A 26,842-nucleotide genomic window follows, 5' to 3' on the forward strand; every position below is an offset into this window, starting at 1 on the left:
GCGCCGTCCCGGGGACTGTCAGGGGCATCAAGCAATTTTTCAACTTTGCCCTGCCAATCATGATGTTGATTCAAGCGTCGTGGGGCGGTTGCGTGGCTCTCGGGGCGGGGATACCCTAACGCAAAGATCACCGTGCCAGGCGTTCGTTGCCTGTAGCGATTTCCCTATCTTTCGGAGTAAGCCCATGACCGTGACCCTAATCTGGCTGATCGCCTTCGCCGTGATCCTGACTCTCACCTACAAGGGATGGGACGGACCGTTGGGCACCTTCTTCGATCGCAAGATGCCGGCGCTGCTGAGGAGTACCGGCGACGACCGTTGGGTGTGGTGCCCGGCCATCGCGGTGGTTGGCGCGACCTTTATCGTGCGTCCGGTCGACATGCTGTTGACCCTGCTGGTACTGGCGCTGTTGATCTGGCTGTGCGTCAAGCTGATCGGCTGGGTCATGAAAAAAGTCAAGATGCACTGAGCTACGAGCTACGAGCTACGACAAGGCCCGCGAGTTTCCTCGCGGGCCTTGTCATTGAAAGGGCTGTCGCCCTCGGGATCAGTAGGGGGCAACGCTCATGCTGGCGCCACTGCCGATCAAGCGTACCCGTTGTCCGACCTGGAAGTTGCGATCGGCCTTTTGGACCACGATCACGCTGTCGCCACTGTCGCGGCGAATTTCCATTTCCCAGGCGGTCGTCCGGTTGGCGGCATCCTCGATCTTGCTGCCAGCCACGGTGCCGCCGATGGCCCCGGCGGCAGTGGCTAGTCTGCGACCCGAGCCGCCACCGATCTGGTTGCCCAGCAGGCCGCCTATCACCGCACCGCCCAGACCGCCGACCACGTTGCCCTGCGGGCTGTCGGCCTGGATCTGCACCTGGCGCAGGGCGGTGATGGTGCCGTAGGTGACGGTCTGGCCGGTCTGGGCCTGGCTGCCGCGGTAGACATCGCCAGAATAGGTGCTGGTGTTGGCACAGCCCGCCAAGGTCAGCAGGCCGATGGCCAGGATAGGAAGAAGACGCTTCATGGAAACCTCCTGCGACTTGGCGCGCTGCCAAGCAATGCTGGTGTTAGAGAACGGTGTTTTATAACAGTTTAACGGTTCTTGGTCACTTGGACTAGTGGCAGGCCCCAGTGTAGCGCGAGGAAATCGCAAACAATAAGGAAAGGGTAAAACGCAACGGGGAGGCCTGAGAGGCCTCCCCGAGGGTCCTGTCAACTACCCTGTCGTCGGGTGCTCATGTCCCCTTAACCGAACTGGTTCATGGTGTTGTCCTTGCCGCCGGCCTTCAGCGCGCCTTCGCCGGAGAAGTACTCCTTGTGATCGTCGCCGATGTTGGACCCGGCCATGTCCTGATGCTTGACGCAGGCCAGGCCCTTGCGGATTTCCTGGCGCTGGACGCCGGCCACATAGGCCAGCATGCCTTCTTCGCCGAAGTAGCCCTTGGCCAGGTCGTCGGTGGACAGGGCCGCGGTATGGTAAGTAGGCAGCGTGATCAGGTGGTGGAAGATGCCCGCGTCGCGGGAGGCATCGCGCTGGAAGTTGCGGGTCCATTCGTCGGCGACAGCGGCCAGTTCGGTATCGTCGTACTCGGCGCTCATCAGCTTGGCGCGGTCGTAGGCAGAGACGTCCTTGCCTTCCTGCTCCCAGGCATCGAAGACCTGCTGACGGAAATTCAGGGTCCAGTTGAACGACGGGCTGTTGTTATAAACCAGCTTGGCGTCCGGTACCTGCTGGCGAATGGCATCGACCATCTCGGCGATCTGCCCCACGTGTGGCTTTTCGGTTTCGATCCACAGCAGGTCGGCACCGTTTTTCAGGCTGGTCACGCAGTCCAGTACCACGCGGTCGACACCGGTATTGGCCTTGAACTTGTACAGGCCGTTGGGCAGGCGAACGGGCTTTCTCAGCTCGCCGTCCAGCTTGATCACCATATCGCCTTCCTGAACGTCCGTGGCCGATGCGACCGGCGTGGTTTCGAGGAAGGAGTTGTACTGATAGGCCAGGTCGCCCGGCTCCTTGGACACCGGTACCTTCTGGGTCAGGCCGGCACCCAGGGAGTCGGTACGCGCGACGATCACGCCATCGTCCACCCCTAGCTCGAGGAAGGCGTAACGCACGGCATTGAGCTTGGCCAGGAAGTCTTCGTGCGGAATGGTGACCTTGCCGGCCTGGTGGCCGCACTGCTTGGCATCGGATACCTGATTCTCGATCTGGATACAGCAGGCCCCGGCTTCGATCATCTTCTTGGCCAGCAGGTAGGTCGCTTCCTCGTTACCGAAGCCGGCGTCGATATCGGCGATGATCGGTACCACATGGGTCTCGAAATTGTCGATCCTGGCTTGAACGGTCCTGACGGCGATCTCGTCGCCCTTGGCGCGGGCGTCGTCCAACTCATGGAACAGGTGGCCCAGTTCCCGGGCATCGGCCTGGCGCAGGAAGGTGTACAGCTCTTCGATCAGTGCCGGCACCGAGGTCTTCTCGTGCATGGACTGATCGGGCAACGGGCCGAATTCGCTGCGCAGTGCCGCTACCATCCAGCCGGACAGGTACAGGTAGCGCTTCTTGGTGCTGCCATGATGACGCTTGACCGCCAGCATCTTCTGCTGGCCGATGAAGCCGTGCCAGCAGCCTAGCGACTGAGTGTACTGGGACGCATCGGCATCGTACTCGGCCATGTCTCGACGCATGATGCCAGCGGTGTACCTGGCGATATCCAGCCCTGTCTTGAAGCGGTTCTGGGCCTTCATGCGCGCAACGTATTCCGGGCTGATGTTATCCCACTTGCCACCCTGGGCCTTGCGTAACTGGGCCATCGCGTTGAGATCGTCTTGGTAAGCTGACATAGGGCCATCCTTACATTGGGGGAACGAGTACTGCCTTGGTCGAACGGAGACAAAATTACTGGATGCTCGATTACCGCTTCAGAAGGCATGTAAAACAAGTGTTTTAATCTTGTCTTGTTAAGCACTATCGCCCACAACGAGGGCAGTCAACAATTATTACTTTGGGGAAGAGAGGGTTGTAGCTTGACTACAAACGGGCTGGTTTCGGCACTCTGTCTGTAGTCAATTTTCGCTGGGAAGGGGAAGATGCCAGTGAATCAATCACCTAGCGAGAGTCGCATATTGCAGTGCGGTATGCCGGCATCGAGAAATTCATCACCAAACGCTTCGAAGCCCAGGCGTTCATAGAACGCCAGGGCATGCGTCTGGGCAGCAAGTTCGACATGGGGGTGGCCACGCTCGCGAGCCGCCTGGATGGCAGCGCGCATCAAGGCGACGCCGACACCTTGGCCGCGCGCCTCGGCGAGTACGGCGACGCGGCCGATATGGCCATCGGGCAACAGCCGTGCCGTGCCGATGGCACAGCCATCCTGCCGGGCCAGGAAATGCAGGCAGTCGTCGTCGCGCCCGTCCCACTCTTCTTCCAGGGGCACGGCCTGCTCATCGATGAAGACGATACGTCGTATCTCACCGGCGGCCTCGCCCAACCGCTGCCAGTCGCCCGACTCGATGATGATGGCGGTGTCGTTCATGCTTCCTGTTCCTCCTCGTCATCCGGCAACGGCCACGACAGGCTGCCGCGGTCGAGTAGGTCGGCCAGCAGGGCAGCGCCGCCGGGGTGGGCCAGGGCGCCTCGGTCGAGCGGCTCGTCGGAGGCCAGCAGGCGAGCCAATGGCAGCACGCAGTCGAGGCCGTCGCCATCGACGAAAAGGGTCGCTCGTGCGTCGTCCTGCCGACGATAGGCGAAGCGCGAGCCGAGGGTGCGCTCGAGCTGGCCACCGGCGTGTAGCTCGGCGACAAGTTCATCGACTTCGGTCGGGGTCTCGTTGGGCACGAGTTGGTCGACGTACTTGGGTTGGGTCATCACACGACCGAACCACTGGGCGAGCTGAGTCGGATCGTCGAGGCTATCGAGGATCAAGGCGCGCATGCGAGCCAGTGCCGCATCGTCGAGTTCGCCGGGATCGTCGGGCACCGCCATGCCAGCGTCCGCGTAGCGCCGCGAGGCGGGCAACGTCTCGCCGATATAGTCGGCGAATGAGGTGATGGCCTCGTCGGCGGAGGGGGCGCGGAAGCCTACCGATACCGTCATGCAGTCGTCGGTCTGGCTGACGCCGTGGTGCGCGTAGCCGGGCGGCAGGTAGAGCATGTCGCCGGGCTCGAGTATCCAATCCTGGCCAGCCTCGACCTCGAAGTGCTGCAGAATGCGCAGGTCGAGGCCGGTCACGATAGGGGCGTCGTCGGCGACCGGTCCGCCCAGTTGCCAGCGACGTCGGCCGCTGCTCTGCAGCAGGAACACATCGTAGTGGTCGACATGCGGACCGACGCTGCCACCGGGGGGCGCATAGCTGATCATGATGTCGTCGAGTCGCCAGCGCGGCAGGAAGACGAAGTGCTCGAGCAGCGCGGCGACGTCGGGCACATAGTGGTCCACCGCCTGTACCAGCAGCGTCCAATCACGCTCGGGCAGACGCACGAAGGTGGCGTCGTCGAAGGGGCCGTGACTGACCTGCCAGGGACCCTCCTCGCCATGCTCTTCCACCAGGCGCGCCTCGATGCCGTCCTCACAGGCCAACCCCGCCAGTTCATCCGGATCGAGTGGGCTTTCGAAGTCCGAAAAAGCGCCACGAATCAATAGCGGCTTCTGCTGCCAGTAATCGCGCAGGAATTCGGTAGCGCTCAGACCGCCAAGCAGTTGCAGCGGGGTATGGGAAAGCATGATGTTCTCCACAGGGGATGCAAGCAGAGTGAGAAATAGGCTAGAGCGATAAGCTGTAAGCCTGAAGCCGTAAGAAAAAAACAAAATCTCCCATGCTTCAGGCTGTATAGCCAGAAACCCCACCTGAACTTCCGGTCGGTGGGGTTTCTTACAGCTTACGGCTTAAAGCTTTTTGGCCTGCTCCTCGGCATTGCCGATATAGGTTGCCGGGGTCAGCGCCTTGAGTTCGACCTTGACTTCTTCCGGCAGTTCGAGCGTCTCGATGAAGGCGGCGAAGCCGGCCTGGTCGATGCGCTTGCCGCGGGTCAGTTCCTTGAGCTTCTCGTAGGGCTGCTCGATACCGTAGCGGCGCATCACCGTCTGGATCGGTTCGGCCAACACTTCCCAACTGGCGTCGAGGTCGGCCGCCAGGCGCTCGGGGTTGGCTTCCAGCTTGGAGATGCCCTTGAGCGTGGCCTGGTAGGCGATCAGTCCATAGGCCAGGCCGACACCCAGGTTGCGCAGCACCGTGGAGTCGGTGAGGTCGCGCTGCCAGCGCGAGATGGGCAGCTTCTGGGCCAGGTGGCCGAGCAGCGCATTGGCCAGGCCCAGGTTGCCTTCGGAGTTCTCGAAGTCGATGGGGTTGACCTTGTGCGGCATGGTCGAGGAGCCGATCTCGCCCTCGACGGTCCTCTGCTTGAAGTAGCCCAGCGAGATGTAGCCCCACACATCGCGGTCGAAGTCGATCAGGATGGTATGGAAGCGACACACCGCGTCGAACAGTTCGGCGATGTAGTCGTGGGGCTCGATCTGGGTGGTATAGGGATTGAAGGTCAGCCCCAGCCGCTCGACGAAGGCGCGCGCGTTGGCCGCCCAGTCGATTTCGGGGTAGGTGGCGATATGGGCGTTGTAGTTGCCCACCGCACCATTGATCTTGCCCAGCAGTTCCACCGACTCGATCTGTTTCAGCTGACGGCGCAGCCGATAGGCGACGTTGGCCATTTCCTTGCCCAGGGTGGTGGGGCTGGCGGTCTGGCCATGGGTGCGCGACAGCATCGGCTGGGCAGCATGTTCGTGGGCGAGTGTCTCCACCGCCTCGGTCAACTCGCGCATCACGGGCAGCAGTACCTCGAGCCCGCCCTTGAGCATCAGGCCATGGGACAGGTTGTTGATGTCCTCGCTGGTGCAGGCGAAATGCACGAATTCGCTGATGGCGTGCAGCTCGGGTTGCGCGGCGATCTTTTCCTTGAGGAAGTATTCGACCGCCTTGACGTCATGGTTGGTGGTGCGCTCGATATCCTTGATGCGCGCGGCATCGGCCTCCGCGAAGTCGCGCACGAGGGAGTCCAGAAAGGCGGTCGCCTCGGCGGAAAGGGGCGGCACTTCGGTAATCTGCGGGTGGGCGGCCATGGCTTCGAGCCAGCGCACCTCGACGGTGACGCGGGCCCGGATCAGGCCGAATTCGCTGAAGTGCTCGCGAAGCGCACTGGCCTTGGCGCCATAGCGGCCATCGACGGGGGACAGGGCGGTCAGAGAGGAGAGCTGCATGGTCGAGGTTTCCGTGAATGATCGAATAGGAGGAGCGAAGGGGTGGTCAGCCTTGGTTGAGTCGCTCGATCGCCTTCTTGAGAGCGCCGCGCTGGAAGACCAGCTTCCAGCGTCGTCCCCCCTGCTGGTGCCACAACAGGGCGAAACGCACGCCGGCGAGCAGCGCGGCGCGCACTCGTTCGGGCATCATGCGTTGTTGCAGCAGCGAGGGCTCGCCCTGTACCACGATGCGGTACTTGAAGGTTGAAAGAGTGTCCTGATAGAGCTGGCCGAGGCTTGCCACCACATTCTCGTGCGTATCGCCGAAATGCTCGGCTTGCCCCTGGACATGGGTCAAGCGTGAGCCGAGCGTGGCCATCATGTCGTCGCTCTTGCGCAGCTTTTGCATCAGCATCAGCAACGAAAAGCCGTAACGCAATACCGCCGGGTTGGCTTGCTTGCGCCCGACCACCGCTTCGAGCAGATCGAGCCCTTGGCGCAGATAGTTGGGGTGTCCGCCGTAGATGGCCTCGAAGCTCTCCGGGTTGGTGTCGACGGTAGCGCGAATCAGCGTCGTCCAGGCGCGTTCGTCGACCTGGCCGTGGCGCGCGAGGTCGTCGACCACGCTGGCAGCCTGGAAGACGCCGGCCAGGGCCAGGGCCTGGCGTGTCACCGGGTCGTCCGGGGCACGATGGATCGGGGTGGTGGTCATGCAGTGGGCTCCGAACGTTTCCAGGTGGCGCGAATCACGCCGCCGCCAAGGCAGACCTCGCCAGCGTAGAGGACCAACGACTGGCCAGGGGTCACCGCGCGCTGGGGGACGTCGAAAACGACTTCCACGCCGCCATCCGCGGTGGTGCGCATGTGGCAGGGAACATCGGCCTGGCGGTAGCGGGTCTTGGCACTCAGGCGCGCCTCGCCGTGCGGTGCTTCGCCAGCTATCCAGTCCACCGGCTCGGTAGCCAAGGCATCGCTGTAGAGCAGCGGATGATGCTTGCCCTGTACGGCAACCAGCACATTGCGCTCGAGGTCCTTGGTCGCCACGTACCAGGGCTCTTCGGGATAATCGGCGAGGCCGCCGATCCCTAGTCCCTGGCGTTGCCCCAGGGTGTAGTACATCAGTCCCATGTGCTCGCCGATCACCTCGCCCTCGGGGGTCTCGATGACTCCCGGTTGGGCCGGCAGGTACTGCTGCAGAAAGTCGCGGAAGCGCCGCTCGCCGATGAAGCAGATACCGGTCGAGTCTTTCTTGCGTGCGGTGGCCAGGCCGTGGCGCTCGGCAAGGGCGCGCACCTCGGTCTTCTCCAGCTCGCCTACCGGGAACAGGGTGCGGGCGATGGCGGTCTCCGGTACGGCGTGCAGAAAGTAACTCTGGTCCTTGTTGGCATCCAGCCCCTTGAGCAGGCAGGCATGACCGTCGCGTTCACCGCGGCGCACGTAGTGGCCGGTGGCGATCTTCCCGGCGCCGAGCATCTCGGCATATTCCAGGAACACCCTGAACTTGATCTCGCGGTTGCACAGGATGTCCGGATTCGGCGTGCGCCCCGCCCGGTACTCGGCCAGGAAGTGCTCGAAGACGTTGTCCCAGTATTCAGCAGCAAAGTTGGCGGTATGCAGCTTGATGCCCAGGCGCTCGCATACGGCCTGGGCATCGGCCAGGTCGTCCTTGGCGGTGCAGTATTCGGTGCCGTCGTCCTCGTCCCAGTTCTTCATGAACAGGCCTTCGACCTGATAGCCCTGCTCGAGCAGCAGCAGGGCGGAGACAGAGGAATCGACACCGCCGGACATGCCGACGATGACCTTGCCCGTGGATGACATACGCATTCTCGGAGTGGGGTGGTGTCAAATGGGGCGTGATTATACCTTATCTTGGCTTCGAGCTTCGAGCCGAAACCAGCTGTCAGCCATAAGCTTTAAGCTGTAAGTAAACCCGTGTTCTGATCTTATCTCGCTTGCCTGAGCAATAATGCCGGCTTACGGCTTACGGCTTACGGCTTACGGCTTACGGCTTACGGCTCCGCGCGCAGCGCGTTGGTCAGCGTTCGTGAATCACGTCCATCGGGAACACTCGCCCCAGCCGGGCGTCGCGGACGCGTCGCAACACCAGCGGGCTGCGCAGGCGCCCGGCGTGATCCAGGTCTTCGATCTCGTCGAAGGTCAGCCAATGAATGGCGCGAATGTTCGGGTCCAGGGCGTTGCCGAGGTGCGCCAGGGCCATGCCGACGAAGGAGTGACTGTGAAAGGTCAGGCCGTCCGCGGCCCGATGAACGTATAGTCCCAGATAGTCGGTGATGCCGACGCGCCAGGCGCTTTCCTCGCGCACCTCGCGTTCGGCGGCCTCCAGAAGCGTCTCGTTCGGCTCCAGGTGGCCGGCCGGCTGGTTGAACAGGGTGAAGGGGCCGCCGCGGTCTTCCTCGACCAGTAGATAGCGGCCGGCGCGTTCGACCACAGTGGCCACGGTGACTCTTGGGGTCCAACGTTTCATCGGCGTCTCCGGCCTGTAGGGGATGAATGGCGGCTATGGGGAGTGCCGGTGGTGGCTGGGGCGTGCAGCGTCTCGCGGCGCCACTGCCCCGGTGCGAGGCCATCCAGGCGCCAGGGGCCGATGGCGACACGAACCAGACGCAAGGTCGGGTGGCCGACATGGGCGGTCATGCGCCGTACCTGGCGATTGCGACCCTCGCTGACGGTCAGCTCCAGCCAGGCAGTCGGGAGCCGCTCCCGGTGTCGCACCGGCGGTTGGCGATCGGCCACCTGCGGCGAGGCGAGGCGGCGTACCCTGGACGGGCGGGTCGGGCCATCGCCCAGGGTTACTCCCTGACGCAGGGCGTCGAGCGCTCGGTCGTCGGGCTCGCCCTCCACCTGGACCCAGTAGGTCTTGGGCTGCTTGTGGCGCGGATGGGCGATACGGTGGATCAGTTCGCCGTCGTCGCTGAGCAGCAGCAGGCCCTCGGAATCATAGTCGAGGCGTCCGGCGGGATAGATGCCCGGCACCTTTATATAGTCCGCCAGCGTCGCGCGCCTCTCGCGGTCGGTGAACTGCGAAAGCACCTGGAACGGCTTGTGAAATAGATAGAGGGCACTCATTGGACCAAGGTCTTGCTACCATGGATTGTCGACAAATATGAGGTCAAGCCTACTCTGATCGGTAGGGTGAATGCTATACTCCGCGCTCCACTGAACACACCACAGGGGAGTTCTCAATGGGGTTCCAGAAAATTGTCGTCCCGCAAGGCGGCGAAAAGATTACCGTCAATGCCGATAACACCCTGAACGTGCCGAATGAGCCGATCATCCCGTTCATCGAGGGTGATGGCATCGGGGTCGACGTCACCCCGGCCATGAAGATTGCCATCGATGCCGCCGTGGCCAAGGCCTACAATGGCGAGCGCAAGATCCATTGGATGGAAGTCTATGCCGGCGAGAAGGCCACCCAGGTCTATGACGCCGACACTTGGCTGCCCGAAGAGACCCTGGAAGTCGTCAAGGATTACGTGGTGTCCATCAAGGGCCCGCTGACCACCCCGGTAGGGGGTGGCATTCGCTCCTTGAACGTGGCCCTGCGCCAGAAGCTCGACCTCTATGTCTGTCAGCGTCCGGTACGCTGGTTCGAAGGCGTGCCCAGCCCGGTCAAGGGACCGAGCGATGTGGATATGGTCATCTTCCGCGAGAACTCCGAAGACATCTACGCGGGGATCGAGTGGAAGGCTGGCTCTGCCGAAGCCGAGAAGGTGATCAAGTTCCTGCGCGAGGAAATGGGGGTCACCAACATCCGTTTCCCCGAGATGTGCGGTATCGGTGTCAAGCCAGTCTCCGAGGCAGGCACCAAGCGGCTGGTGCGCCAGGCCCTGCAGTACACCGTGGACAACGATCGCGAGTCGCTGACCCTGGTGCACAAGGGCAATATCATGAAGTTCACCGAAGGTGCCTTCAAGGATTGGGGCTACGAGGTGGCGCGTGACGAGTTCGGCGCCGAGCCGCTCGACGGCGGCCCCTGGATGCAATTCAAGAATCCCAATACCGGCAAGAACATCGTGGTCAAGGACGTCATCGCCGACGCCATGCTGCAGCAGATCCTGCTGCGTCCGGCCGAGTACGATGTGATCGCCACCCTCAACCTCAACGGTGACTACCTGTCCGACGCCCTGGCGGCGGAAGTCGGTGGTATCGGCATCGCTCCGGGGGCCAACCTCTCCGATGCCGTGGCCATGTTCGAGGCCACCCACGGCACCGCACCCAAGTATGCCGGCCAGGACAAGGTCAACCCGGGCTCGCTGATCCTCTCCGCCGAGATGATGCTGCGCCACATGGGGTGGGTGGAAGCCGCCGACCTGGTGCTCAAAGGCATGGAAAAGGCGATCGCCAAGGGCGAGGTCACCTATGACTTCCATCGCGTGATGGAAAAGGCCGTGCTGCTGAAGTGCTCCGAGTTTGGCCAGGCCGTCGCCGACAACATGTAATCGGCAAGTGACGGATCACGAGACCCTCGTCCGTTCGATGGACGGGGGTCTTTTGCGTTCCGGGGGCTTGCAGAGATGCGATGGTGGACGCATCTTTATCTATGAACCTCGGAAGACGGCAGGCGTCGAAGTAGGGTTGACGCTCCGGCCGCAGACCGACTTGTGAAGATGGATAGTGCCTCTTATGTTCAAGATAGATGAGCCTGACATGCCATGGGTGGCGGCAGGAATGACGCGTCCCCACGAGCCACAGGAGGAGGATGATGGCCAGTTGGCGGTGGACCCTGCCGATCCGGAACTGGCTGAGCCACCGCTATATAAGGTAGTGCTGCACAACGATGATTTCACGCCCATGGAGTTCGTGGTCGAAGTGTTGCAGACCTTCTTCCAGATGGATAGTGAGAAGGCCGTACAGGTAATGCTGGCGGTGCACACCCAAGGCAAGGCGACCTGTGGAATATTTACCCGCGACATTGCGGAAACCAAAAGCCATCAAGTCAATCAATATGCTAGGGAGTGTCAGCATCCACTGCTGTGCGATATCGACAAGGCCGACTGAGGCCTGGCATGGTGAATGTCAGGATAGGTGGCCGAAGCTAGAGCGGCACACCCGGTTGTTGGAAGACGAGCTTGCGAAACCCGCGATTGTGCCCGATGGTGAGAATGCCGGTTTTTGAAAGTGCCGACCGATGCCCTAGGCGGCTAGAAGGGGACTGCCATGCTGAGCAAAGAACTTGAACTGACCCTGAACACGGCCTTCACGGTGGCGCGTTCCAAGCGACATGAGTTCATGACCGTGGAGCATTTGCTGTTGGCTCTGCTGGACAATGCCTCTGCGGCGGATGTATTGCGTGCCTGTGGGGCCAACCTCGATAAGCTGCGTACGGATCTGCAGGATTTCATCAACTCCACCACGCCGCTGATCCCCGAGGACCAGAGTGACCGTGAGACCCAGCCGACCCTGGGGTTCCAGCGTGTGTTGCAGCGTGCGGTCTTTCATGTCCAGTCTTCCGGCAAGAGCGAAGTGACCGGTGCCAATGTGCTGGTGGCGATCTTTTCCGAGCAGGAAAGCCAGGCGGTCTATTTCCTCAAGCAGCAGAACGTGGCGCGTGTGGATGCCGTCAACTATATCGCCCACGGCATCTCCAAGGTGTCGGGACACGGGCAGAATCCGTCGTCACCCTCCCCGGATGCCGAGGATGCCGAGGATGGTGTCGGCGAAAGCAGTGCCCATCCGCTGACCGGCTATGCCACCAACCTCAACGAGCAGGCCCGGCTGGGCAAGATCGACCCCCTGATCGGTCGCGATCATGAACTCGAGCGGGTGGTGCAGATCCTCGCCCGGCGGCGCAAGAACAACCCGTTGCTGGTGGGAGAGGCCGGCGTCGGCAAGACTGCCATCGCCGAGGGGTTGGCCAAGCGCATCGTCGAGGAAGACGTGCCCGAGGTCATCAGTGATGCCGTGGTCTACTCGCTGGACATGGGGGCCCTGCTCGCCGGCACGAAATACCGCGGTGACTTCGAGAAACGCTTGAAGAGCCTGCTGGCCGAGCTCAAGAAACAGCCCAATGCCATCCTGTTCATCGACGAGATCCATACGGTGATCGGTGCCGGTGCGGCTTCCGGTGGCGTGATGGACGCTTCCAACCTGCTCAAGCCGATGCTGTCTTCCGGTGAGCTGCGTTGCATTGGCTCGACCACCTTCCATGAGTTTCGCGGCATCTTCGAGAAGGACCGGGCGCTGGCGCGGCGCTTCCAGAAGGTCGATGTCATGGCGCCTTCGGTGGAGGATACCATCCGTATTCTCAAGGGGTTGCGTGGCCGTTTCGAGGAGCATCACCGCCTGAAGTACACCGATGGAGCCCTGGAGAGCGCGGTGCGCCTGGCCGATCGCTATATCAACGATCGTCACTTGCCGGACAAGGCCATCGATGTCATCGATGAGGCCGGTGCTCACCAGCGGTTGCTGCCACCGGAAGTGCGCGTGGACAGCATCGATGTCGAGCAGGTCGAGGCCGTGGTGGCGTCGATCGCCCGAATTCCGCCGAAGAGCGTCTCCAGCTCCGATCGCAAGCTGCTGTCCAACCTGGAGCGCGATCTGAAGATGCTGGTATTCGGTCAGGACGAGGCGATTACCAGCCTGGCGGCTGCGATCAAGCTGTCGCGCGCCGGCCTCAAGTCACCGGACAAGCCGGTAGGCAGTTTCCTGTTCTCCGGCCCGACCGGGGTCGGCAAGACCGAGGTGGCCCGTCAGTTGGCGGCACTGATGGGTATCGAACTGGTGCGTTTCGACATGTCCGAGTACATGGAGCGTCACACCGTGTCGCGGCTGATCGGCGCGCCTCCGGGCTATGTCGGCTATGACCAGGGTGGCCTGCTCACCGAGGCGATCACCAAGCAACCGCACTGCGTGCTGCTGCTCGATGAGATCGAGAAGGCGCATCCGGAAGTCTTCAACCTGCTGCTGCAGGTGATGGACCACGGTCGCCTGACCGACAACAACGGCCGCGAGGCGGATTTCCGTCACGTGATCCTGATCATGACGTCCAATGCCGGGGCCGAGCAGATCGCGCGGCGCTCCATCGGCTTCCAGCCTCAGGACCACTCCACCGATGGCATGGAGGTGATCCGCCGGACCTTCACGCCGGAGTTCCGCAACCGCCTGGATGGGATCATCCAGTTCCATGGGCTGGCGCCTGCGGTGGTGCGCAACGTGGTCGACAAGTTCCTGGTCGAGCTGCAGGCACAGCTCGATGAGAAACGCGTCCAGCTCGATGTCGACGATGAGGCTCGCGCCTGGCTGGCCGAGAAAGGCTACGACCCGGAGATGGGCGCGCGTCCCATGGCTCGTCTGATTCAGGAAAAGCTCAAGAAGCCGCTGGCCGAGCTTATCCTGTTCGGCGAACTGGCCGAGCACGGTGGTGTGGTGCATGTCACCCTGGAAGGCGACGAGCTGCACTTGGCAACCGAGGCCGAAGTGGCCTGAGGCTTTCCTCGCTCGTGAAAGCCAATCCATGGCGCCCTGTCAGATGACGGGGCGTCGTGGTATCTGGCCCTGCGGTTGTAGTGTCGCCCTGGATACGACATCGCCCGGATGAAGGGGCGAGGCGACGAAGCGGTGATTGCGGGAAGCCTAGGAGCCTCGGAAGAGTGGGAAATCTTCCGCAGTCTCAGTGTCGAGTCGGGCAGGCTCCTAGCGAGAGCGATAGACGATGCGGCCTTTGGAGAGGTCGTAGGGAGTCAGCTCGACCTTGACCTTGTCGCCGGTGAGGATACGGATGTAGTTCTTGCGCATCTTGCCCGAGATATGGGCTGTGACCACATGGCCGTTTTCCAGCTCGACGCGGAACATGGTGTTGGGAAGGGTGTCGACGACGACGCCTTCCATTTCGATATGGTCTTCACGTGCCATATAGGCGATTCCTCGTTACTCGATGGTGACTTGCTAAAATAGTGGTTTGCGATTTGCGGCGCTAGTGTCTTGCGATCCGTCGCGTCGAAAAAGACGTCAATCAAGATAGCGCGATATTGTGCCGCATGCCGGCCGTCAAGGCAAAAAACCTCGGTTCAAAGTGGAACCAGTCGACGCCAATGACGGCCATCGAGATATTCCAATGGCTGGAAGTCGCGTTTGTAGTTCATTTTGCGGCACTCTCGGATCCAGTAGCCGAGATAGACGTGGGGCAGGCCCCGCTCATAGGCCTGCGACACCAGCTTGAGTACCGCATAGGTGCCCAGTGAGCGTCGGTTGTAGTAAGGAGCAGGGTCGAAGAAGGTATAGATCGCCGACAGGCCGTGACCCAGCAGGTCGAAGGCGGCCACAGCCAGTAACTGGCCTTCGAGGCGGAGCTCGAGCAGGCGGGCGTAGGGGTGGTCGAGAGTCAGAAAGGTTCGATACTGCTCATGGCTGGGGGGAAACATGTCGCCGTCGGCATGTCGCGTGCGTATATAGCGTGCGTAGAGTTCGTAATGCTCGACGAAGAAACTCGCCGGGCGTTCATGTACCGTCAGGTCGGCATTGCGCCTCAGCAACCGCCGTTGGCTGCGGCTGGGCTGAAAGTCGGCGACCGGGATCCGTACCGAGATGCAGGCATTGCAGCCCTCACAATGTGGACGGTACAGGTGTCGGCCGCTGCGGCGAAAGCCGAGCAGCGACAAGGCGTCGTAGACGCCCTGGCCGGGAGACTCTTGCGGGTCGAGAAACAGCGTGGTGGCCTCACGACCTTCCAGGTAGCTGCAGGCATGGGGAACCGTCAGGAAGAACCGCAGATCCCGCACTGGCTGTTGCGGAGCTCTACTGCTCACTGTTGCCGTCTCCTTGGATGGTGGCGTGTATATCGCCTGGGCGGTCGTTGTGGGCACTAGCCGGCGCCTGGCCAAAGAGCCGGGTGCTCTGCTGTGCATACCTGTCAAGATAGTCGATGAAGTCGCCTCGGGCGATGTCTCGGGCGCCCATCCAGGCCAGATGCTCGGTACGCATCTGGCAGTCGATCAGACCACCACCACAAGCCAGCAGTCGGCGCGCCAGGTGTACCAGCGCGACCTTGGAGGCGTCGCGCTCACGCGAGAACATCGATTCGCCGAAGAACACCTTACCCAAGGCGACGCCATACAGCCCCCCCACGAGACGCTGATCCTGCCATACCTCCACCGAGTGAGCATGGCCCAGGTCATGCAGGGTCAGGTAGGCGGCCTGCATCTCGTGAGTGATCCAGGTGCCTTCCTGAAAGGCCCGAGTGGTGGCGCAGGCATCGATGACAGCCGCAAAATCACGGTCGAAACTGACCCGGAAGCCAGCGTTGCGCAAGCGCTTGGCCAGGCTGCGGCGGACACGGACCTCCTCGGGGAACAGCACCATGCGAGGATCGGGGCTCCACCATAGAATCGGTTGGCCATCGCTGAACCAAGGGAAGATGCCGCGCCGGTAAGCAGCCAGCAGCCATTCGGGGGTCAAGGCGCCACCGGCGGCGAGCAGACCATCGGGGTCGTCCAGGGCCTGATCGACGTTCGGGAACTGCACGCGGTCTGAGGAAAGCCAGGGTAGCATTCGCGTCGCTGCCGTCGTAGAAATCAGGGTTAGTGTGACCGGCTTTGGCCAGGGCCTCAAGCGCGCGACCCGAGCCCCTGTGCCCCGAGCCAAAGCCCCGGTATGATGGCGCCAGAAACCGGGCGGATTTTGCGCGGTGATCCGCGTCAAGTCCGGTAAGGCTCTAGAGTTGGACCACGGAAGACGCCGTTCGTGGCGCAAGGGGGATGGCCACTTGAGTGTCAAGAAAAAGACCGGAAGTGGGGGGCGTCGGGTATCGGCGGCCCAGGCCAAGGAAAAGGCCAAGCGCTTTGGCTTGCGCCTGCAAGGGGCCACTCGCGAGGGGGTGGTGATCCTGTTGCTGGCGGCCTGTGTGTTCCTGCTGCTGGCGATGTTCAGTTACCAGTCAGCCGATCCGGGCTGGTCGCATAGCGGCCCGGAAACCCGGGTCGACAACTGGATGGGGCCGATCGGTGCCTGGCTGTCCGATGTGTTGTACTCATTGTTCGGCGCCAGTGCACTGTGGTGGCCCGGCATGCTGGGGTTTGCTGCCTGGCGACTGGTGCGTTCGCGTCAGGTGCGTTTTGAATGGGATGCCACGGCGCTGGCGGTCCGTTCGGGAGGCCTGATGCTGTTGCTGCTGGGGACCACCACCCTCGGCGCCCTGCATTTCTACAACCCGCAAAGCGGGTTGCCCTATGCGTCGGGCGGCATCCTCGGTGAAGGCCTGGTGGCCAGCCTGGTACCGTTGGTCGGCACTCATGGCACCACCTTGCTGGCACTGGTGGCGCTGCTGTGCGGCTTTCCGCTGTTCTCGGGACTCTCCTGGCTGACGGTAATGGATGAAGTCGGACATCGAGCGTATCGCTTGCTTGCTCGGACTTGGGGCCTGCTAGGCGGTGCGCGTGAGCAGTTGGTGGCCCGTCGGGAGGCGATGCCTGCGTCCCGTGAAGAAGCGCCGCAATCGGATAACGCGGTCGATGATGAGGACGGCGCCCCGTCCTGGTGGCGACGGCTGATGCCTTGGCATCGTCAGGCGAAGGTGTCGAGCGTCGATCTCGATGAGGCCAACGGGCTCGCCGCCATCGAGATGCGCCGTGAACCTCGGCTCGGGAGCGAAGGGGGGACCGATATCCCTTGGGACGTGCCGGCTCGCACCCCATCGGCCAAGGCGCGCCCCGAGGCCGCCTATAGCGTGCAGGGCGGCGTTGCCGGCCGTCGCACCGTGCCCAGCCGCAAGGCAAGTGAGCCCACGGCCCCGACACCGGAGCCCGCCTCGCGCCGTGTGCCGGAAACCGTCCCCGATCCTGTGCTTCCCGATGATGACGAGCCGGCTTGGGCGGGCATGTCGCTGCATGCCGAGCGTGACGACATGACACCGGGTATGACCGGGGCATCGACTGGGTCGGCATCCGAGCCAGCGTCCACCGCCGAGCCCGAGGAGGACTCCGAGCCGGCCCCGGTCGCCTGGGCATCGTCGGGCTCCTCGCCCCATTCTCCGGCCCGTAGCGACAAGAAGCGCGAACCGAGTCTGGTGAGCTGGGGCGATGCCGACTGGGATGAGGATCCCGAGGACGAGCCACGCCTGGGGTGGCCACAGACCGACGAGCCGGCCGTGCCATCGGCGGAAGACAGCGACGATACGGCCGGCTACGACGAGGAGGACGTGACGCCCTCGATCGCACCGCGCCAGGCCACGGCAGAGCAGGGGCGAGCGGCGGCCGATGAACCCGAAGGGCCGACCTTGTGGACCGTGGAGCACTTGCAGAACCAGCGGCCGCTGTTCGATGATCTGCCGGACCCCGACGGTGAGTTGCCATCGCTGCGCCTATTGACGCCGGCCGAGGCCCACCAGCCCAACTATACGCAGCAGCAGCTTGCCGACATGGCCGAACTGCTGGAGACCCGGCTACGCGAATACGGCGTCAAGGCGGAGGTGGTCGAGACCTGGCCGGGGCCAGTGATCACGCGCTTCGAGATCAAACCGGCCGCCGGCGTGAAGGTGTCCAAGATCAGCAACCTGGCCAAGGACCTGGCGCGCTCGTTGATGGTCAAGAGCGTGCGGGTAGTGGAAATCATTCCCGGCCGGCCCACGGTGGGAATCGAGATTCCCAATCCGCACCGGGCGATGATTCGTCTGCGCGAGGTGATCGATTCCGACCGCTATCAGCACGCCGATTCGGCCTTGACCCTGGCCCTGGGTCAGGACATCGGAGGCGCCCCGGTGGTGGCCAACCTGGGCAAGATGCCGCACCTGCTGGTGGCGGGGACCACCGGCTCGGGCAAGTCGGTGGGGGTCAACGCCATGTTGATCTCGATGCTGCTCAAGGCCACGCCCGACCAAGTACGCATGATCATGGTCGACCCCAAGATGCTCGAGCTGTCGGTCTACGATGGCATCCCGCATCTGCTGGCCCCGGTGGTGACCGACATGAAGGAAGCCGCCAATGCCCTGCGCTGGTGCGTGGCCGAGATGGAGCGCCGCTACAAGCTGATGGCGGCCATGGGGGTGCGCAATATCGCCGGCTTCAACGGCAAGCTCGACGAGGCCGAGCGTGCCGGTGCCCAGGTGGCGGATCCGCTCTGGGAGCCGCAGCCCTGGCAGATGCACGAACAGCCGCCGGTGCTGGAAAAACTGCCCTACATCGTGGTGGTGATCGACGAATTTGCCGACATGTTCATGATCGTCGGCAAGAAGGTCGAGGAGTTGATCGCGCGTCTGGCGCAAAAGGCGCGTGCCGCCGGCATCCACCTGATCCTGGCGACCCAGCGCCCCTCGGTGGATGTGGTCACCGGCCTGATCAAGGCCAACATTCCCACGCGCATGGCCTTCCAGGTGTCGTCGCGGGTCGATTCGCGCACCATCCTCGACCAGGGCGGTGCCGAGAACCTGCTGGGGCATGGCGACATGCTGTATCTACCCGCCGGCGCCGGCCTGCCGATGCGTGTGCACGGGGCCTTCGTCGACGATGACGAGGTACACCGGGTGGTCGAGGATTGGAAGCGTCGTGGCGAGCCGGAGTACATCGACGAGATTCTCTCCGGTGGTGTATCCGCCGAGGCGCTGACCGGCCTCGAGGCCGAAGGGGGCGGCGATGGTGACGATGCCGAGCAGGACGCCCTGTATGACGAAGCGGTGATGTTCGTCACCGAATCGCGTCGCGCCTCGATTTCTGCCGTACAGCGCCGCTTCAAGATCGGCTACAACCGTGCCGCCCGCCTGGTAGAGGCCATGGAGAGCGCGGGGGTGGTGTCGTCGATGGGCACCAACGGTAGCCGCGAGGTGCTGGCGCCACCGCCTGTCGGTGGGGACTGAAGCGCCGCTACCACGATCACGCAATATGCAGCAATCGAGGAAGCCGCGTCGGGGCTGCAACCCGGCGTGGCTGGCCGAGGTCAATGCCTCGGGAATCAATGCCGGTCACGACAGCCGATCTCGACCCCATCGTGGCCACTAGGGAGTGAACATGAAACTGAAGACATCGCTGATGGCCCTGACGCTGGCCGTGATCACACCGCTGGCTGCAGCCGCCAATGAAGGGGCCGAGCGTCTGTCACGCCTGCTCGAGCCGCTGAATACCTACGCGGCGACCTTCGAGCAACAGATTCTCGATAGCAGTGGGCAGCGCCTCCAGGAAGCGCACGGCCAGATGTGGCTGTCTCGCCCCGGCAAGTTCCGCTGGGAGGTGGAGGCACCCTATCAGCAGGTGGTGGTATCCGACGGCGACGATGTCTATCTGCATGATCCCGACCTCGAGCAGGTGACCATCCAGCCGCTGGACACCCGGGTCACCCATACCCCGGCCCTGCTGCTTTCGGGGCGTGCCTCCGAACTCACCGACAGTTACCGGGTTTCCCGTCAGCAACAGGGCTCGGCGGAGACCTTCACCTTGACGCCACGCGGGGCCGACACCCTGTTCGAGGAGCTCAAGATGACTTTCTACAGCGAGCGTCTGGGGTACTTGCAGATGACCGACAGCACTGGCCAGCGCACCGCCATCGAGTTCAACGACGTCGAATACAACCCCAGCATCGATGATTCGCGTTTCGTGTTCGATATTCCTGATGGCGCCGATGTGATCCGCGAGTCACGGTGACCCGGCTTCGCCGGGAGCTGTAAGCGATAAGCTTGAAGCCGTAAGAGAATCCCCCGTGGCTGGTCCGGCCACGGGGGTAGGCTGTCTACGGCTTACGGCTTACGGCTTACGGCTCGGCGCTACGCGCCGCCGCCCTCATCGGCCTGGTCATCCAGCTCGGCGCGCCAATCCATGATCTGCTTGAAACGCGCTTCCTGGCCGTATTCGCTGGGCACGTAGAGATCGACCCTAGGCACTCCGGCGGGCCAGCAGTCATGTGAGCTGCCGGCGGGGTAGCCATGGGGCTCATTATGAGCGTAACGGTATCCCTCGCCATGCCCGAGGCTCGCCATCAGCTTGGTCGGCGCATTCCTCAGGTAGGTGGGCACCTCGAGGTCGGGGTGCTCGGCGACCGCGGCCTTGGCCTGCTTCCAGGCACGGTCGATGGTGTTGCTCTTGGGGGCCACCGCCAGGTGAATCGCCGCATGAGCAATGGCGCGTTGTCCCTCGTAGTCGCCCAGGCGCAGGAAGGCGTCCCAGGCCGCCATCACCAGTGGCAAGGCGCGGGGATCGGCATTGCCGACGTCCTCCGAGGCGATGGCGGCCAGACGACGCACCACATCCAAGGGGTCGCCGCCGCCCTGCACGAACTGGGCGATATACACCAGCGCCGCATCCGGGCGCGACGAACGCACCGACTTGTGGATGGCCGAGAGCAGGTCGTAGTAATGATCGCCCTGCTTGTCGAAGGCACTGGCCCGATGGCCGATGATCTCTTCCAGGGCTTCCCGGGGCAACCGTTCCCCTTCACCCTCGGGGATCGTGAAGTCGCAGGCGGTCTCGAGCAGCCCCAGGGCGCGGCGAGCATCGCCACTGGAGGCGCGGGCGAGAGTGGTCAGCACGTCGTCTTCGACATGGATCTCGCGGCTCCCCAGGCCGCGTTCGCGGTCGCTGAGGGCCTGTTGCAGCACCTGCAGCAGCTCGTCCTCGCCGAGGGGCTTCAGCACGTAGACCCGGGCGCGGGACAGCAGCGCCGAATTGACTTCGAACGACGGGTTTTCGGTGGTCGCGCCGATCAACGTCAGCAATCCCGATTCCACATGTGGCAGCAGGGCATCCTGCTGACTCTTGTTGAGACGGTGGATTTCGTCGAGGAACAGCAGGGTGCTGCGCCCCTGGGACTGGGCCAGGCGAGCACGCTCGACCGCCGCGCGAATGTCCTTGACTCCAGCCATCACCGCCGAGAGCTGCTCTAACTCGGCCCCCGATTCATTGGCCAGAATCTCTGCCAGGGTGGTCTTGCCTACCCCCGGCGGCCCCCACAGGATCATCGAGCGTACCGTGGCCATTTCCACCATGCGCCGCAGCGGCTTGCCGGGGCCGACCAGGGCATCCTGTCCGACATAGTCGGCTAGCCGCCGCGGGCGCATGCGGAAGGCCAGAGGGGCGCTGTCCTGGGACTGTTGCTGGCTGAAGAGATCCATGAATCGACTCCGGTGACTCTTGAGGCTTGGGACTATGATTTCGAGGACTTTACTTGACTTGAGCTACTTTCTACGACTTTAGGCGATGGCACAATGTTGGCGGAGGCACTAGGGTTATACATCCAAGGCTCGCAGAACGGCGAACGTAGTATTTTGTTACCGCCGTTGAACCTGAGCTTCTCGGGCGAATCCAATACAAGCCATCGTTTGCCCTTCTTACGCCAGCAGAGGAGGCCCTGCCATGCCCATGCTGACTCAACTGCGCCTGGACCATGCCAACATGGCGCGCCTGTTGCATGTCCTGCAGCTCAAGCAGAAGACGCTCGCCGCCGGCGAACGTCCCGACTTCCAGCTCATTCGTGAGGTGGTCGACTACATCCTCGACTACATGGATGGTTTTACTGTCCCCCTGGAACGGATCTGCAGCGAGCAGTTGCTAGCCAGGGCTCCTCAAGCCAGGGAACTGAGCTGTCGTCTTGCCAGCGACTACCGTGCCTTGCATGAGCGTTTGATGCGTCTGTCCCAGGATCTCGACATGATCCTCATGGATGCCGTGGTGCCCATGGATCGCTTCGCCGAGGACCTGAAGGCCTATCTCGATGCCCATCGTGCGTACCTACGCGATGAGCGCGAGGAGCTCTTCCCGCTGATTCGCGAGCATTTCGACGATGACGATCTTCAGCGCCTGGCTGCGGCGCTACCCGAAGGGGCCGCCGCCAAGCTCGAGTATCTGCAGGAAGCCTACCCGGAGCTCTATGCCGAATTGCGTGGTGCACCCGAGCCTGTCGTGTCTTGAACCAACCTGGGCTTGCCAGGGAGCCTCATCGGCTGCCGACGCGGGGCAAGTCTCGCCAGCGCGTCGTATAGCAGGGTGAACGTCGTCGGCTCTGCATCTGCCAGGCGGCGCTGGCGGCTTGTACGCCGAGCGTCAGTGCCTCGTAGCCGAAGCGCTGTCGAATACTATCCCAGGTGGCCATGAGGCGTTCCTGGCGTAGAGGATCGCTACCATCGAACAGCGACGGTTGGTGATGACGCCGTGGTACCAGATCGCCAAGCATGACTCCCAGCTTGTGGTAGGCCATACCGGGATGCCACAGTCGGGCCAGCAACGCCTGAGCGAACCGGTTGAGGAGCAGGGTGTCGGCACTGGGAAAGGGCAGGTCGGCCCACGCACTGGTGCGGCTTTGGGGCATGCTCGGCGAGGAATTGGTGCGTAGGAAGACACCCAGCGTGCGGGCCTGGAGATCGCCGCGGCGCAGCTTCTCGCCGGCGCGCTGGCAACGATGGCGCAGCGCCGCGCGAATGTCCCCGGGATCGCCGAGCGGTTTGCCGAAAGAACGTGAACACAGCACGCTGCGTCGCGGCGTCTCGAGTTCCTGGGGTTGCAGGCAAGGCATGCCGGCGAGTTCACGGGCCGTGCGTGCCACCATCACGCCGAAGCGGCGCTGCAGCCAGTCGTGGGGCGCATCGCGCAGCGCCGAAGCCGTAACGATGCCCTGGCCGGCCAAGCGTGCCTGTAAGCGATCCCCGATTCCCCAGATGCCGTTCAATGGCAGCTCACGTAACAGGGCCTCCAGATCCAGTGCCCTGGCATCGTGCCAGACGCATACCTGGGGGCGTGCCGGCTGACGCTTGGCGCACCGGTTGGCCAGCTTGGCCAGGGTGCGGCTGGGAGCGATGCCCACCGATACCGGCAATCCCACCTTACAGGCCACCGCCGTGATCAGTTCCCGCCCCAGGGCCTCGAGGTCGCCTGGCACACCGCACAGGTCGAGAAAGCACTCGTCGATCGAGTAGGGATCGAGACCCGGGATACGGGACTCCAGCACATCCTGCACCCGCGCCGACAGGTCGCCATAGAGAGCGTAGTTGGAAGAGCACAGGGTGACCTGACGACGCAGGCTCGGAGTGATCTTGTGGGTGGCAATGCCCATTGGAATGTCGAGCGCCTTGAACTCCTCGGAGCGGGCGATCACACAGCCATCGTTATTGGACAGCACGCCCACCGGACGACCTTCCAGATGGGGTGCGAACAGTCGCTCACAGGCCACATAGAAGTTGTTGCAGTCGACCAGCGCGAACATCCTCAAGGCTCCCGGAGCGGGTGTTGCAGATCATGGATCACGTGGCTGACCACGCCCCAGAGTCGGCACTCGTCGTCGAGTGGCAGTCGATCCGCATCCGGCTCGGTCGGGCGCAGCCACAGGCGCTGGTGCGTACCCTCCAGGCGCTGCAGGCACAGCTCGCCCTCGATGACGGCGATCACCCAGTGCCCTGGCCGTGGCGTCAGTGAGCGGTCCACCACCAGCAGGTCGCCGTGCTGAAAACCGGCGCTGGCCTGAGTGTTTCCCTCCACGAGCATGAAAAAGGTCGAAGCCGGTCGTGGTACGAGGTGGCGGTGCAGGTCCAGCGGTGCGTCCAGGTAGTCGTCAGCGGGCGAAGGGAAGCCGCTGGCGCCACGCCGCAGGGGCAGTGGTGGTGACGGTGGGGCGGGTGACATCATGCGCATCGCGATCTCCGAAGGGAAACGAACCTATAACTGTAAAAATAAACAGTATTCGGTTCATGGGCAAGCATTGCTCGGGTCGCGTTGCCAGGTGAGGTAGAATGCGCGCAACGTCCGGGTAGTGAGGATACGATCGACATGGATCGGTTGCAGGCGATGCAAATCTTTCGAGCCGTGGTCGAAGCGGGCAGCTTCGCCGGCGGCGCGCGCAAGCTGGGGCTGTCCAATGCCATGGTCAGCAAGCAGGTGGCACGCCTCGAGGAACAGTTGGGGGTCCGCCTGCTGGTGAGGACCACGCGTCGCCTGCAGCTCACCGCCGAAGGCGAGCGCTACCTGCAGGGGGCCGGGCGCTTGCTCGACGAACTGCACGAGCTGGAAGCCGGCCTAGGTGAGCAGCGTGGCGAGATCCGCGGCCGGTTGCGGCTCTCGGCACCGTTGGATTTCGGGGTGCGCGAGCTGATCCCGGCCCTGCAGGCCTTCGAGCAGAAGCATCCGGCGGTGGCGCTCGATGTTGTCCTGGAAGATCGCCGCGTCGATCTGTTGGCCGAGGACTTCGACCTGGTGGTGCGTATCGGCGAACTGGAGGATTCCAGCCTGATCGCCCGCCCGCTGATGGCGATGCCGATGCATGTCTATGCATCGCCCGACTATCTCGAACGCTATGGCGCGCCGCGCCACCCGCGTGAGTTGGCACACCACCGCTGCCTGCATTACAGCCTGCAGCGCAATGGACCAAGCTGGACATTGCTGGTCGATGGCAAGCCCGAGCGCATTCGCTATCGACCGGTGCTGACCTGCAACAACGGCCGCGCTCTGACCGAGGCCGCCGCACGCGGCATGGGATTGGTGCAGAAGCCGGCCTTCCTCGGCGAACCGGAAGTGGCGCGGGGACGTTTGGTGCGGGTATTGGAGGAGTTCAGTCCCGCGCCGCTGGGCGTGTACCTGCTGTACGCCGAACGCGAGCTGATGCCGGCACGGTTGCGGGTGCTTATCGACACCTTGCTAGCGCACTTTACGGAGAAAGGGGCATGAGGGGACCGATCCTGATTTTCGATTCCGGCGTCGGCGGTTTGTCGGTGGTCGCCGCCCTGCGTCAACGCTTGTCCGGCGCGGCCTTGGCCTATGTCTGCGACGATGCCATGCTGCCCTATGGCACCAAGAATGACGACTGGCTGGTGGCGCGCATCGTATCGGTATGCGAGACCGCGGTGCGTCAAAGTGGTGCCAGCGTCCTGGTGGTGGCCTGCAACACGGCCAGTACCCTGGCGCTCGATGCCTTGCGCGAGCGGCTGGCGGTGCCGGTGGTCGGCACCGTGCCGGCGATCAAGCCGGCCGCCCGGCTGAGCTGTAGCCGCCACCTCGCCCTGCTGGCGACCTCGGCCACCGTCAATCGGGCTTATACCCAGGCCCTGATCGACGACTTCGCCGCCGACTGCCGGGTGTTGCGCCTGGCCGCCGACCCCCTGGTCGAACAAGCCGAGCGTTGGCTGGTCGGCGGGGCACTCGATCAGCAGATGATGGCGAACTGCCTGGCACCGTTGTGGGACGATGCCAAACTCGACACCGTGGTACTCGGGTGCACGCACTTTCCGTTGCTGCGTGAAGCCCTGGAGGCCGCTGCACCGCGCCCGGTCACCTGGATCGACTCCGGTGATGCCATCGCCCGTCGCGTCGCGCAAGTGGTGATACGCCCCGCCCCTCTGAACGGCCCCGGACCTGCCTGGGTCACCGGCCCCGAGGCGCGGCTGGCGTCGGCGCTCGCGGCATACGGTTTCGCCGCACCGCGGTATCTCGAGGTGCCCTTGCCAGGCAAGCAGACCTCACCGGTGCCGGACGGTTCGCCGACTTTCATTGATGCCGACCTTTGACCGCAAGGAGACTCTGTGGCCGTACCCGTTGTCGACCCCGCCCGCTATGACGAGCAACTCGAAGCCAAGCGGGCGCGTATCACCGCTCAGTTCGCACGCTTCGCGCCACCTCCGCTGGAGGTGCATGCCTCGCCGGCGAGCCATTACCGCATGCGCTGTGAGTTCCGGATCTGGCATGAGGGCGACGATCTCTTCTATGCCATGTTCGAGGTCGATCCCCTCGATCCGAAGAAGAAGACCGTCATTCGCCTCGACGACTATCCGGTGGCCAGTCGGCGCATCAATGAATTGATGCCGCGCCTGCTGGATGCCGTACGCGACATCCCCGTCCTGCGGCGCAAGCTGTTTCAGGTCGAATTCCTGACCACACTGGCCGGCGAGGCGCTGATCACCCTGATCTACCACAAGCCCCTGGACGATACCTGGGAGGCCGAAGCCCGCGCGCTGCAAACCACACTCGGGGTGTCGATCATCGGCCGTTCACGCAAGCAGCGCCGGGTACTCGACCGCGATCACGTCTGGGAGCGGTTGACGGTGGAGGGCCGTGAGTTCGTCTACCAGCAGGTCGAGAACAGCTTTACCCAGCCAAACGCCGAGATCTGCAAGGCCATGCTGGGCTGGGCCAGGGATGTGACCCGCGACAGCCGGCATCGCGATCTGGTCGAGCTGTATTGTGGCAATGGCAACTTCACCGTCGCGCTGGCCGAGAACTTTCGGCGTGTGCTGGCCACCGAGATCTCGCGTACGTCGGTGGCCTCGGCGAGGGCCAACCTGGCGGCCAATGATATCGACAACGCCAGCGTGGCACGGATGTCCGCCGAGGAGTTCGCAGCGGCGCTGAAGGGCGAGAAGGGCGGCCGTCGAGTGGCCGAGATGGGGTTGGACGACTACGATTTCTCTACGGTCCTGGTAGACCCGCCGCGCGCCGGCCTCGACACACGCAGTTGCGAACAGCTCAGCGATTATCGGCGTATCGTCTACATCTCATGTAACCCCGATACGCTGGCGGATAACTTGGAGCAGCTCAAGCACACTCATGCCATCACGCGCTTTGCGCTGTTCGATCAGTTTCCCTGGACGCATCACTGTGAATGCGGCGTCTTGCTGGAGCATCGTCAAGACTGATCTAAAGTCAAGAGACGATGCGTAACTGACATGCTCCATGACAAAGGGTCAATTCGGTGGGGGCGGGCACCGGGCTG

At 63.2% G+C, this 26,842-nt stretch carries 25 protein-coding genes; 10 read left to right on the forward strand and 15 right to left on the reverse strand.

Features of this window, described 5'->3' with window-relative positions:
• The first annotated feature begins 184 nt into the window (after window positions 1-184).
• Entirely contained in the window at window positions 185-469 is a 285-nt protein-coding gene (locus ACFOEV_RS02215) for a hypothetical protein (RefSeq protein WP_386771157.1), read from the forward strand.
• Between the two features lie 78 nt (window positions 470-547).
• Here the strand turns inward: ACFOEV_RS02215 and ACFOEV_RS02220 are convergent, their stop codons facing one another.
• The 9 genes from ACFOEV_RS02220 to ACFOEV_RS02260 form a co-directional block, all read right to left on the reverse strand.
• Window positions 548-1,015: an outer membrane lipoprotein gene (locus ACFOEV_RS02220; protein ID WP_386771159.1), complete on the reverse strand. Its 468-nt coding sequence runs from the start codon at window positions 1,013-1,015 to the stop codon at window positions 548-550.
• 221 nt (window positions 1,016-1,236) lie between these two features.
• Entirely contained in the window at window positions 1,237-2,835 is a 1,599-nt protein-coding gene (locus ACFOEV_RS02225; protein WP_386771161.1) for an isocitrate lyase, read from the reverse strand.
• A 257-nt stretch (window positions 2,836-3,092) separates the two neighbouring features.
• Window positions 3,093-3,527 carry a GNAT family N-acetyltransferase gene (locus tag ACFOEV_RS02230; RefSeq protein WP_386771163.1) on the reverse strand — a complete coding sequence of 145 codons (435 nt, stop codon included), beginning with the start codon at window positions 3,525-3,527 and terminating at the stop codon, window positions 3,093-3,095.
• Window positions 3,524-4,714, reverse strand: coding sequence for a JmjC domain-containing protein (locus ACFOEV_RS02235; RefSeq protein ID WP_386771165.1), 1,191 nt, complete (start codon window positions 4,712-4,714; stop codon window positions 3,524-3,526). Before ACFOEV_RS02235 ends, ACFOEV_RS02230 begins: the two co-directional genes overlap by 4 nt.
• 162 nt (window positions 4,715-4,876) lie before the next feature.
• Complete coding sequence (purB, locus tag ACFOEV_RS02240; RefSeq protein WP_386771167.1) at window positions 4,877-6,241, reverse strand: adenylosuccinate lyase; 1,365 nt, start codon at window positions 6,239-6,241, stop codon at window positions 4,877-4,879.
• 46 nt (window positions 6,242-6,287) lie between these two features.
• Entirely contained in the window at window positions 6,288-6,932 is a 645-nt protein-coding gene (hflD, locus tag ACFOEV_RS02245) for a high frequency lysogenization protein HflD (protein ID WP_386771169.1), read from the reverse strand.
• The gene (mnmA, locus tag ACFOEV_RS02250) at window positions 6,929-8,038 is read right to left on the reverse strand and encodes a tRNA 2-thiouridine(34) synthase MnmA (RefSeq protein WP_386771171.1); all 1,110 of its coding nucleotides are present in this window, start codon (window positions 8,036-8,038) and stop codon (window positions 6,929-6,931) included. Before mnmA ends, hflD begins: the two co-directional genes overlap by 4 nt.
• A gap of 217 nt (window positions 8,039-8,255) precedes the next feature.
• Window positions 8,256-8,705, reverse strand: a complete 450-nt coding sequence (locus ACFOEV_RS02255) for an NUDIX domain-containing protein (RefSeq protein WP_386771173.1) — start codon at window positions 8,703-8,705, stop codon at window positions 8,256-8,258.
• A complete protein-coding gene (locus ACFOEV_RS02260) occupies window positions 8,702-9,307 on the reverse strand; it encodes a pseudouridine synthase (protein ID WP_386771174.1) in 606 nt (201 codons plus the stop codon). Before ACFOEV_RS02260 ends, ACFOEV_RS02255 begins: the two co-directional genes overlap by 4 nt.
• A 116-nt stretch (window positions 9,308-9,423) precedes the next feature.
• Between ACFOEV_RS02260 and icd the strand changes: the two genes are divergently transcribed.
• The 3 genes from icd to clpA all read left to right on the forward strand — a co-directional run bounded on the left by icd (window position 9,424) and on the right by clpA (window position 13,666).
• A complete protein-coding gene (gene icd / locus ACFOEV_RS02265) occupies window positions 9,424-10,680 on the forward strand; it encodes an NADP-dependent isocitrate dehydrogenase (RefSeq protein WP_386771176.1) in 1,257 nt (418 codons plus the stop codon).
• Between the two features lie 184 nt (window positions 10,681-10,864).
• Entirely contained in the window at window positions 10,865-11,239 is a 375-nt protein-coding gene (gene clpS, locus ACFOEV_RS02270; RefSeq protein WP_386771178.1) for an ATP-dependent Clp protease adapter ClpS, read from the forward strand.
• Between the two features lie 159 nt (window positions 11,240-11,398).
• Window positions 11,399-13,666, forward strand: a complete 2,268-nt coding sequence (clpA, locus tag ACFOEV_RS02275; protein ID WP_386771180.1) for an ATP-dependent Clp protease ATP-binding subunit ClpA — start codon at window positions 11,399-11,401, stop codon at window positions 13,664-13,666.
• 207 nt (window positions 13,667-13,873) lie between these two features.
• Here the strand turns inward: clpA and infA are convergent, their stop codons facing one another.
• From infA to aat, 3 genes are all read right to left on the reverse strand, one after another.
• The gene (gene infA / locus ACFOEV_RS02280; RefSeq protein WP_013332816.1) at window positions 13,874-14,092 is read right to left on the reverse strand and encodes a translation initiation factor IF-1; all 219 of its coding nucleotides are present in this window, start codon (window positions 14,090-14,092) and stop codon (window positions 13,874-13,876) included.
• A gap of 155 nt (window positions 14,093-14,247) precedes the next feature.
• Entirely contained in the window at window positions 14,248-14,985 is a 738-nt protein-coding gene (locus ACFOEV_RS02285; protein WP_386771183.1) for an arginyltransferase, read from the reverse strand.
• On the reverse strand, window positions 14,975-15,727 hold the full coding sequence (aat, locus tag ACFOEV_RS02290) for a leucyl/phenylalanyl-tRNA--protein transferase (protein WP_386771185.1): 753 nt from the start codon (window positions 15,725-15,727) through the stop codon (window positions 14,975-14,977). Before aat ends, ACFOEV_RS02285 begins: the two co-directional genes overlap by 11 nt.
• Before the next feature lie 214 nt (window positions 15,728-15,941).
• On the opposite strand from aat, the gene ACFOEV_RS02295 reads away from it, so the two are divergent.
• Together ACFOEV_RS02295 and lolA are read left to right on the forward strand one after the other, a co-directional pair.
• Window positions 15,942-19,022 (forward strand): DNA translocase FtsK, encoded by a 3,081-nt coding sequence (locus tag ACFOEV_RS02295; RefSeq protein ID WP_386771187.1) that lies wholly within the window; start codon window positions 15,942-15,944, stop codon window positions 19,020-19,022.
• A gap of 151 nt (window positions 19,023-19,173) precedes the next feature.
• Complete coding sequence (lolA, locus tag ACFOEV_RS02300) at window positions 19,174-19,803, forward strand: outer membrane lipoprotein chaperone LolA (RefSeq protein ID WP_386771189.1); 630 nt, start codon at window positions 19,174-19,176, stop codon at window positions 19,801-19,803.
• A gap of 119 nt (window positions 19,804-19,922) precedes the next feature.
• Here the strand turns inward: lolA and ACFOEV_RS02305 are convergent, their stop codons facing one another.
• Window positions 19,923-21,266, reverse strand: coding sequence for a replication-associated recombination protein A (locus ACFOEV_RS02305; protein WP_386771191.1), 1,344 nt, complete (start codon window positions 21,264-21,266; stop codon window positions 19,923-19,925).
• Window positions 21,267-21,513: 247 nt separating this feature from the next.
• Between ACFOEV_RS02305 and ACFOEV_RS02310 the strand changes: the two genes are divergently transcribed.
• Window positions 21,514-22,062 (forward strand): hemerythrin domain-containing protein, encoded by a 549-nt coding sequence (locus ACFOEV_RS02310; protein WP_386771221.1) that lies wholly within the window; start codon window positions 21,514-21,516, stop codon window positions 22,060-22,062.
• Window positions 22,063-22,087: 25 nt separating this feature from the next.
• Here ACFOEV_RS02310 and ACFOEV_RS02315 read toward each other — a convergent pair whose 3' ends face one another.
• Together ACFOEV_RS02315 and ACFOEV_RS02320 are read right to left on the reverse strand one after the other, a co-directional pair.
• Window positions 22,088-23,350 (reverse strand): Y-family DNA polymerase, encoded by a 1,263-nt coding sequence (locus tag ACFOEV_RS02315; protein ID WP_386771193.1) that lies wholly within the window; start codon window positions 23,348-23,350, stop codon window positions 22,088-22,090.
• Window positions 23,351-23,352: 2 nt separating this feature from the next.
• Window positions 23,353-23,775, reverse strand: a complete 423-nt coding sequence (locus ACFOEV_RS02320; protein WP_386771195.1) for a LexA family protein — start codon at window positions 23,773-23,775, stop codon at window positions 23,353-23,355.
• A gap of 135 nt (window positions 23,776-23,910) precedes the next feature.
• Between ACFOEV_RS02320 and ACFOEV_RS02325 the strand changes: the two genes are divergently transcribed.
• Genes ACFOEV_RS02325 through trmA form a run of 3 tightly spaced genes read left to right on the forward strand, consistent with a single transcriptional unit; the run spans window position 23,911 to window position 26,765 of the window.
• A complete protein-coding gene (locus ACFOEV_RS02325; protein ID WP_386771197.1) occupies window positions 23,911-24,804 on the forward strand; it encodes a LysR family transcriptional regulator in 894 nt (297 codons plus the stop codon).
• Window positions 24,801-25,640 (forward strand): glutamate racemase, encoded by an 840-nt coding sequence (gene murI / locus ACFOEV_RS02330; protein WP_386771199.1) that lies wholly within the window; start codon window positions 24,801-24,803, stop codon window positions 25,638-25,640. Before ACFOEV_RS02325 ends, murI begins: the two co-directional genes overlap by 4 nt.
• A gap of 15 nt (window positions 25,641-25,655) precedes the next feature.
• On the forward strand, window positions 25,656-26,765 hold the full coding sequence (gene trmA / locus ACFOEV_RS02335) for a tRNA (uridine(54)-C5)-methyltransferase TrmA (protein WP_386771201.1): 1,110 nt from the start codon (window positions 25,656-25,658) through the stop codon (window positions 26,763-26,765).
• Window positions 26,766-26,842: the final 77 nt, after the last annotated feature.

The organism is Litchfieldella rifensis (assembly GCF_042646605.1).
In the GTDB taxonomy this organism is placed as follows: Bacteria; Pseudomonadota; Gammaproteobacteria; order Pseudomonadales; family Halomonadaceae; genus Litchfieldella; species Litchfieldella rifensis.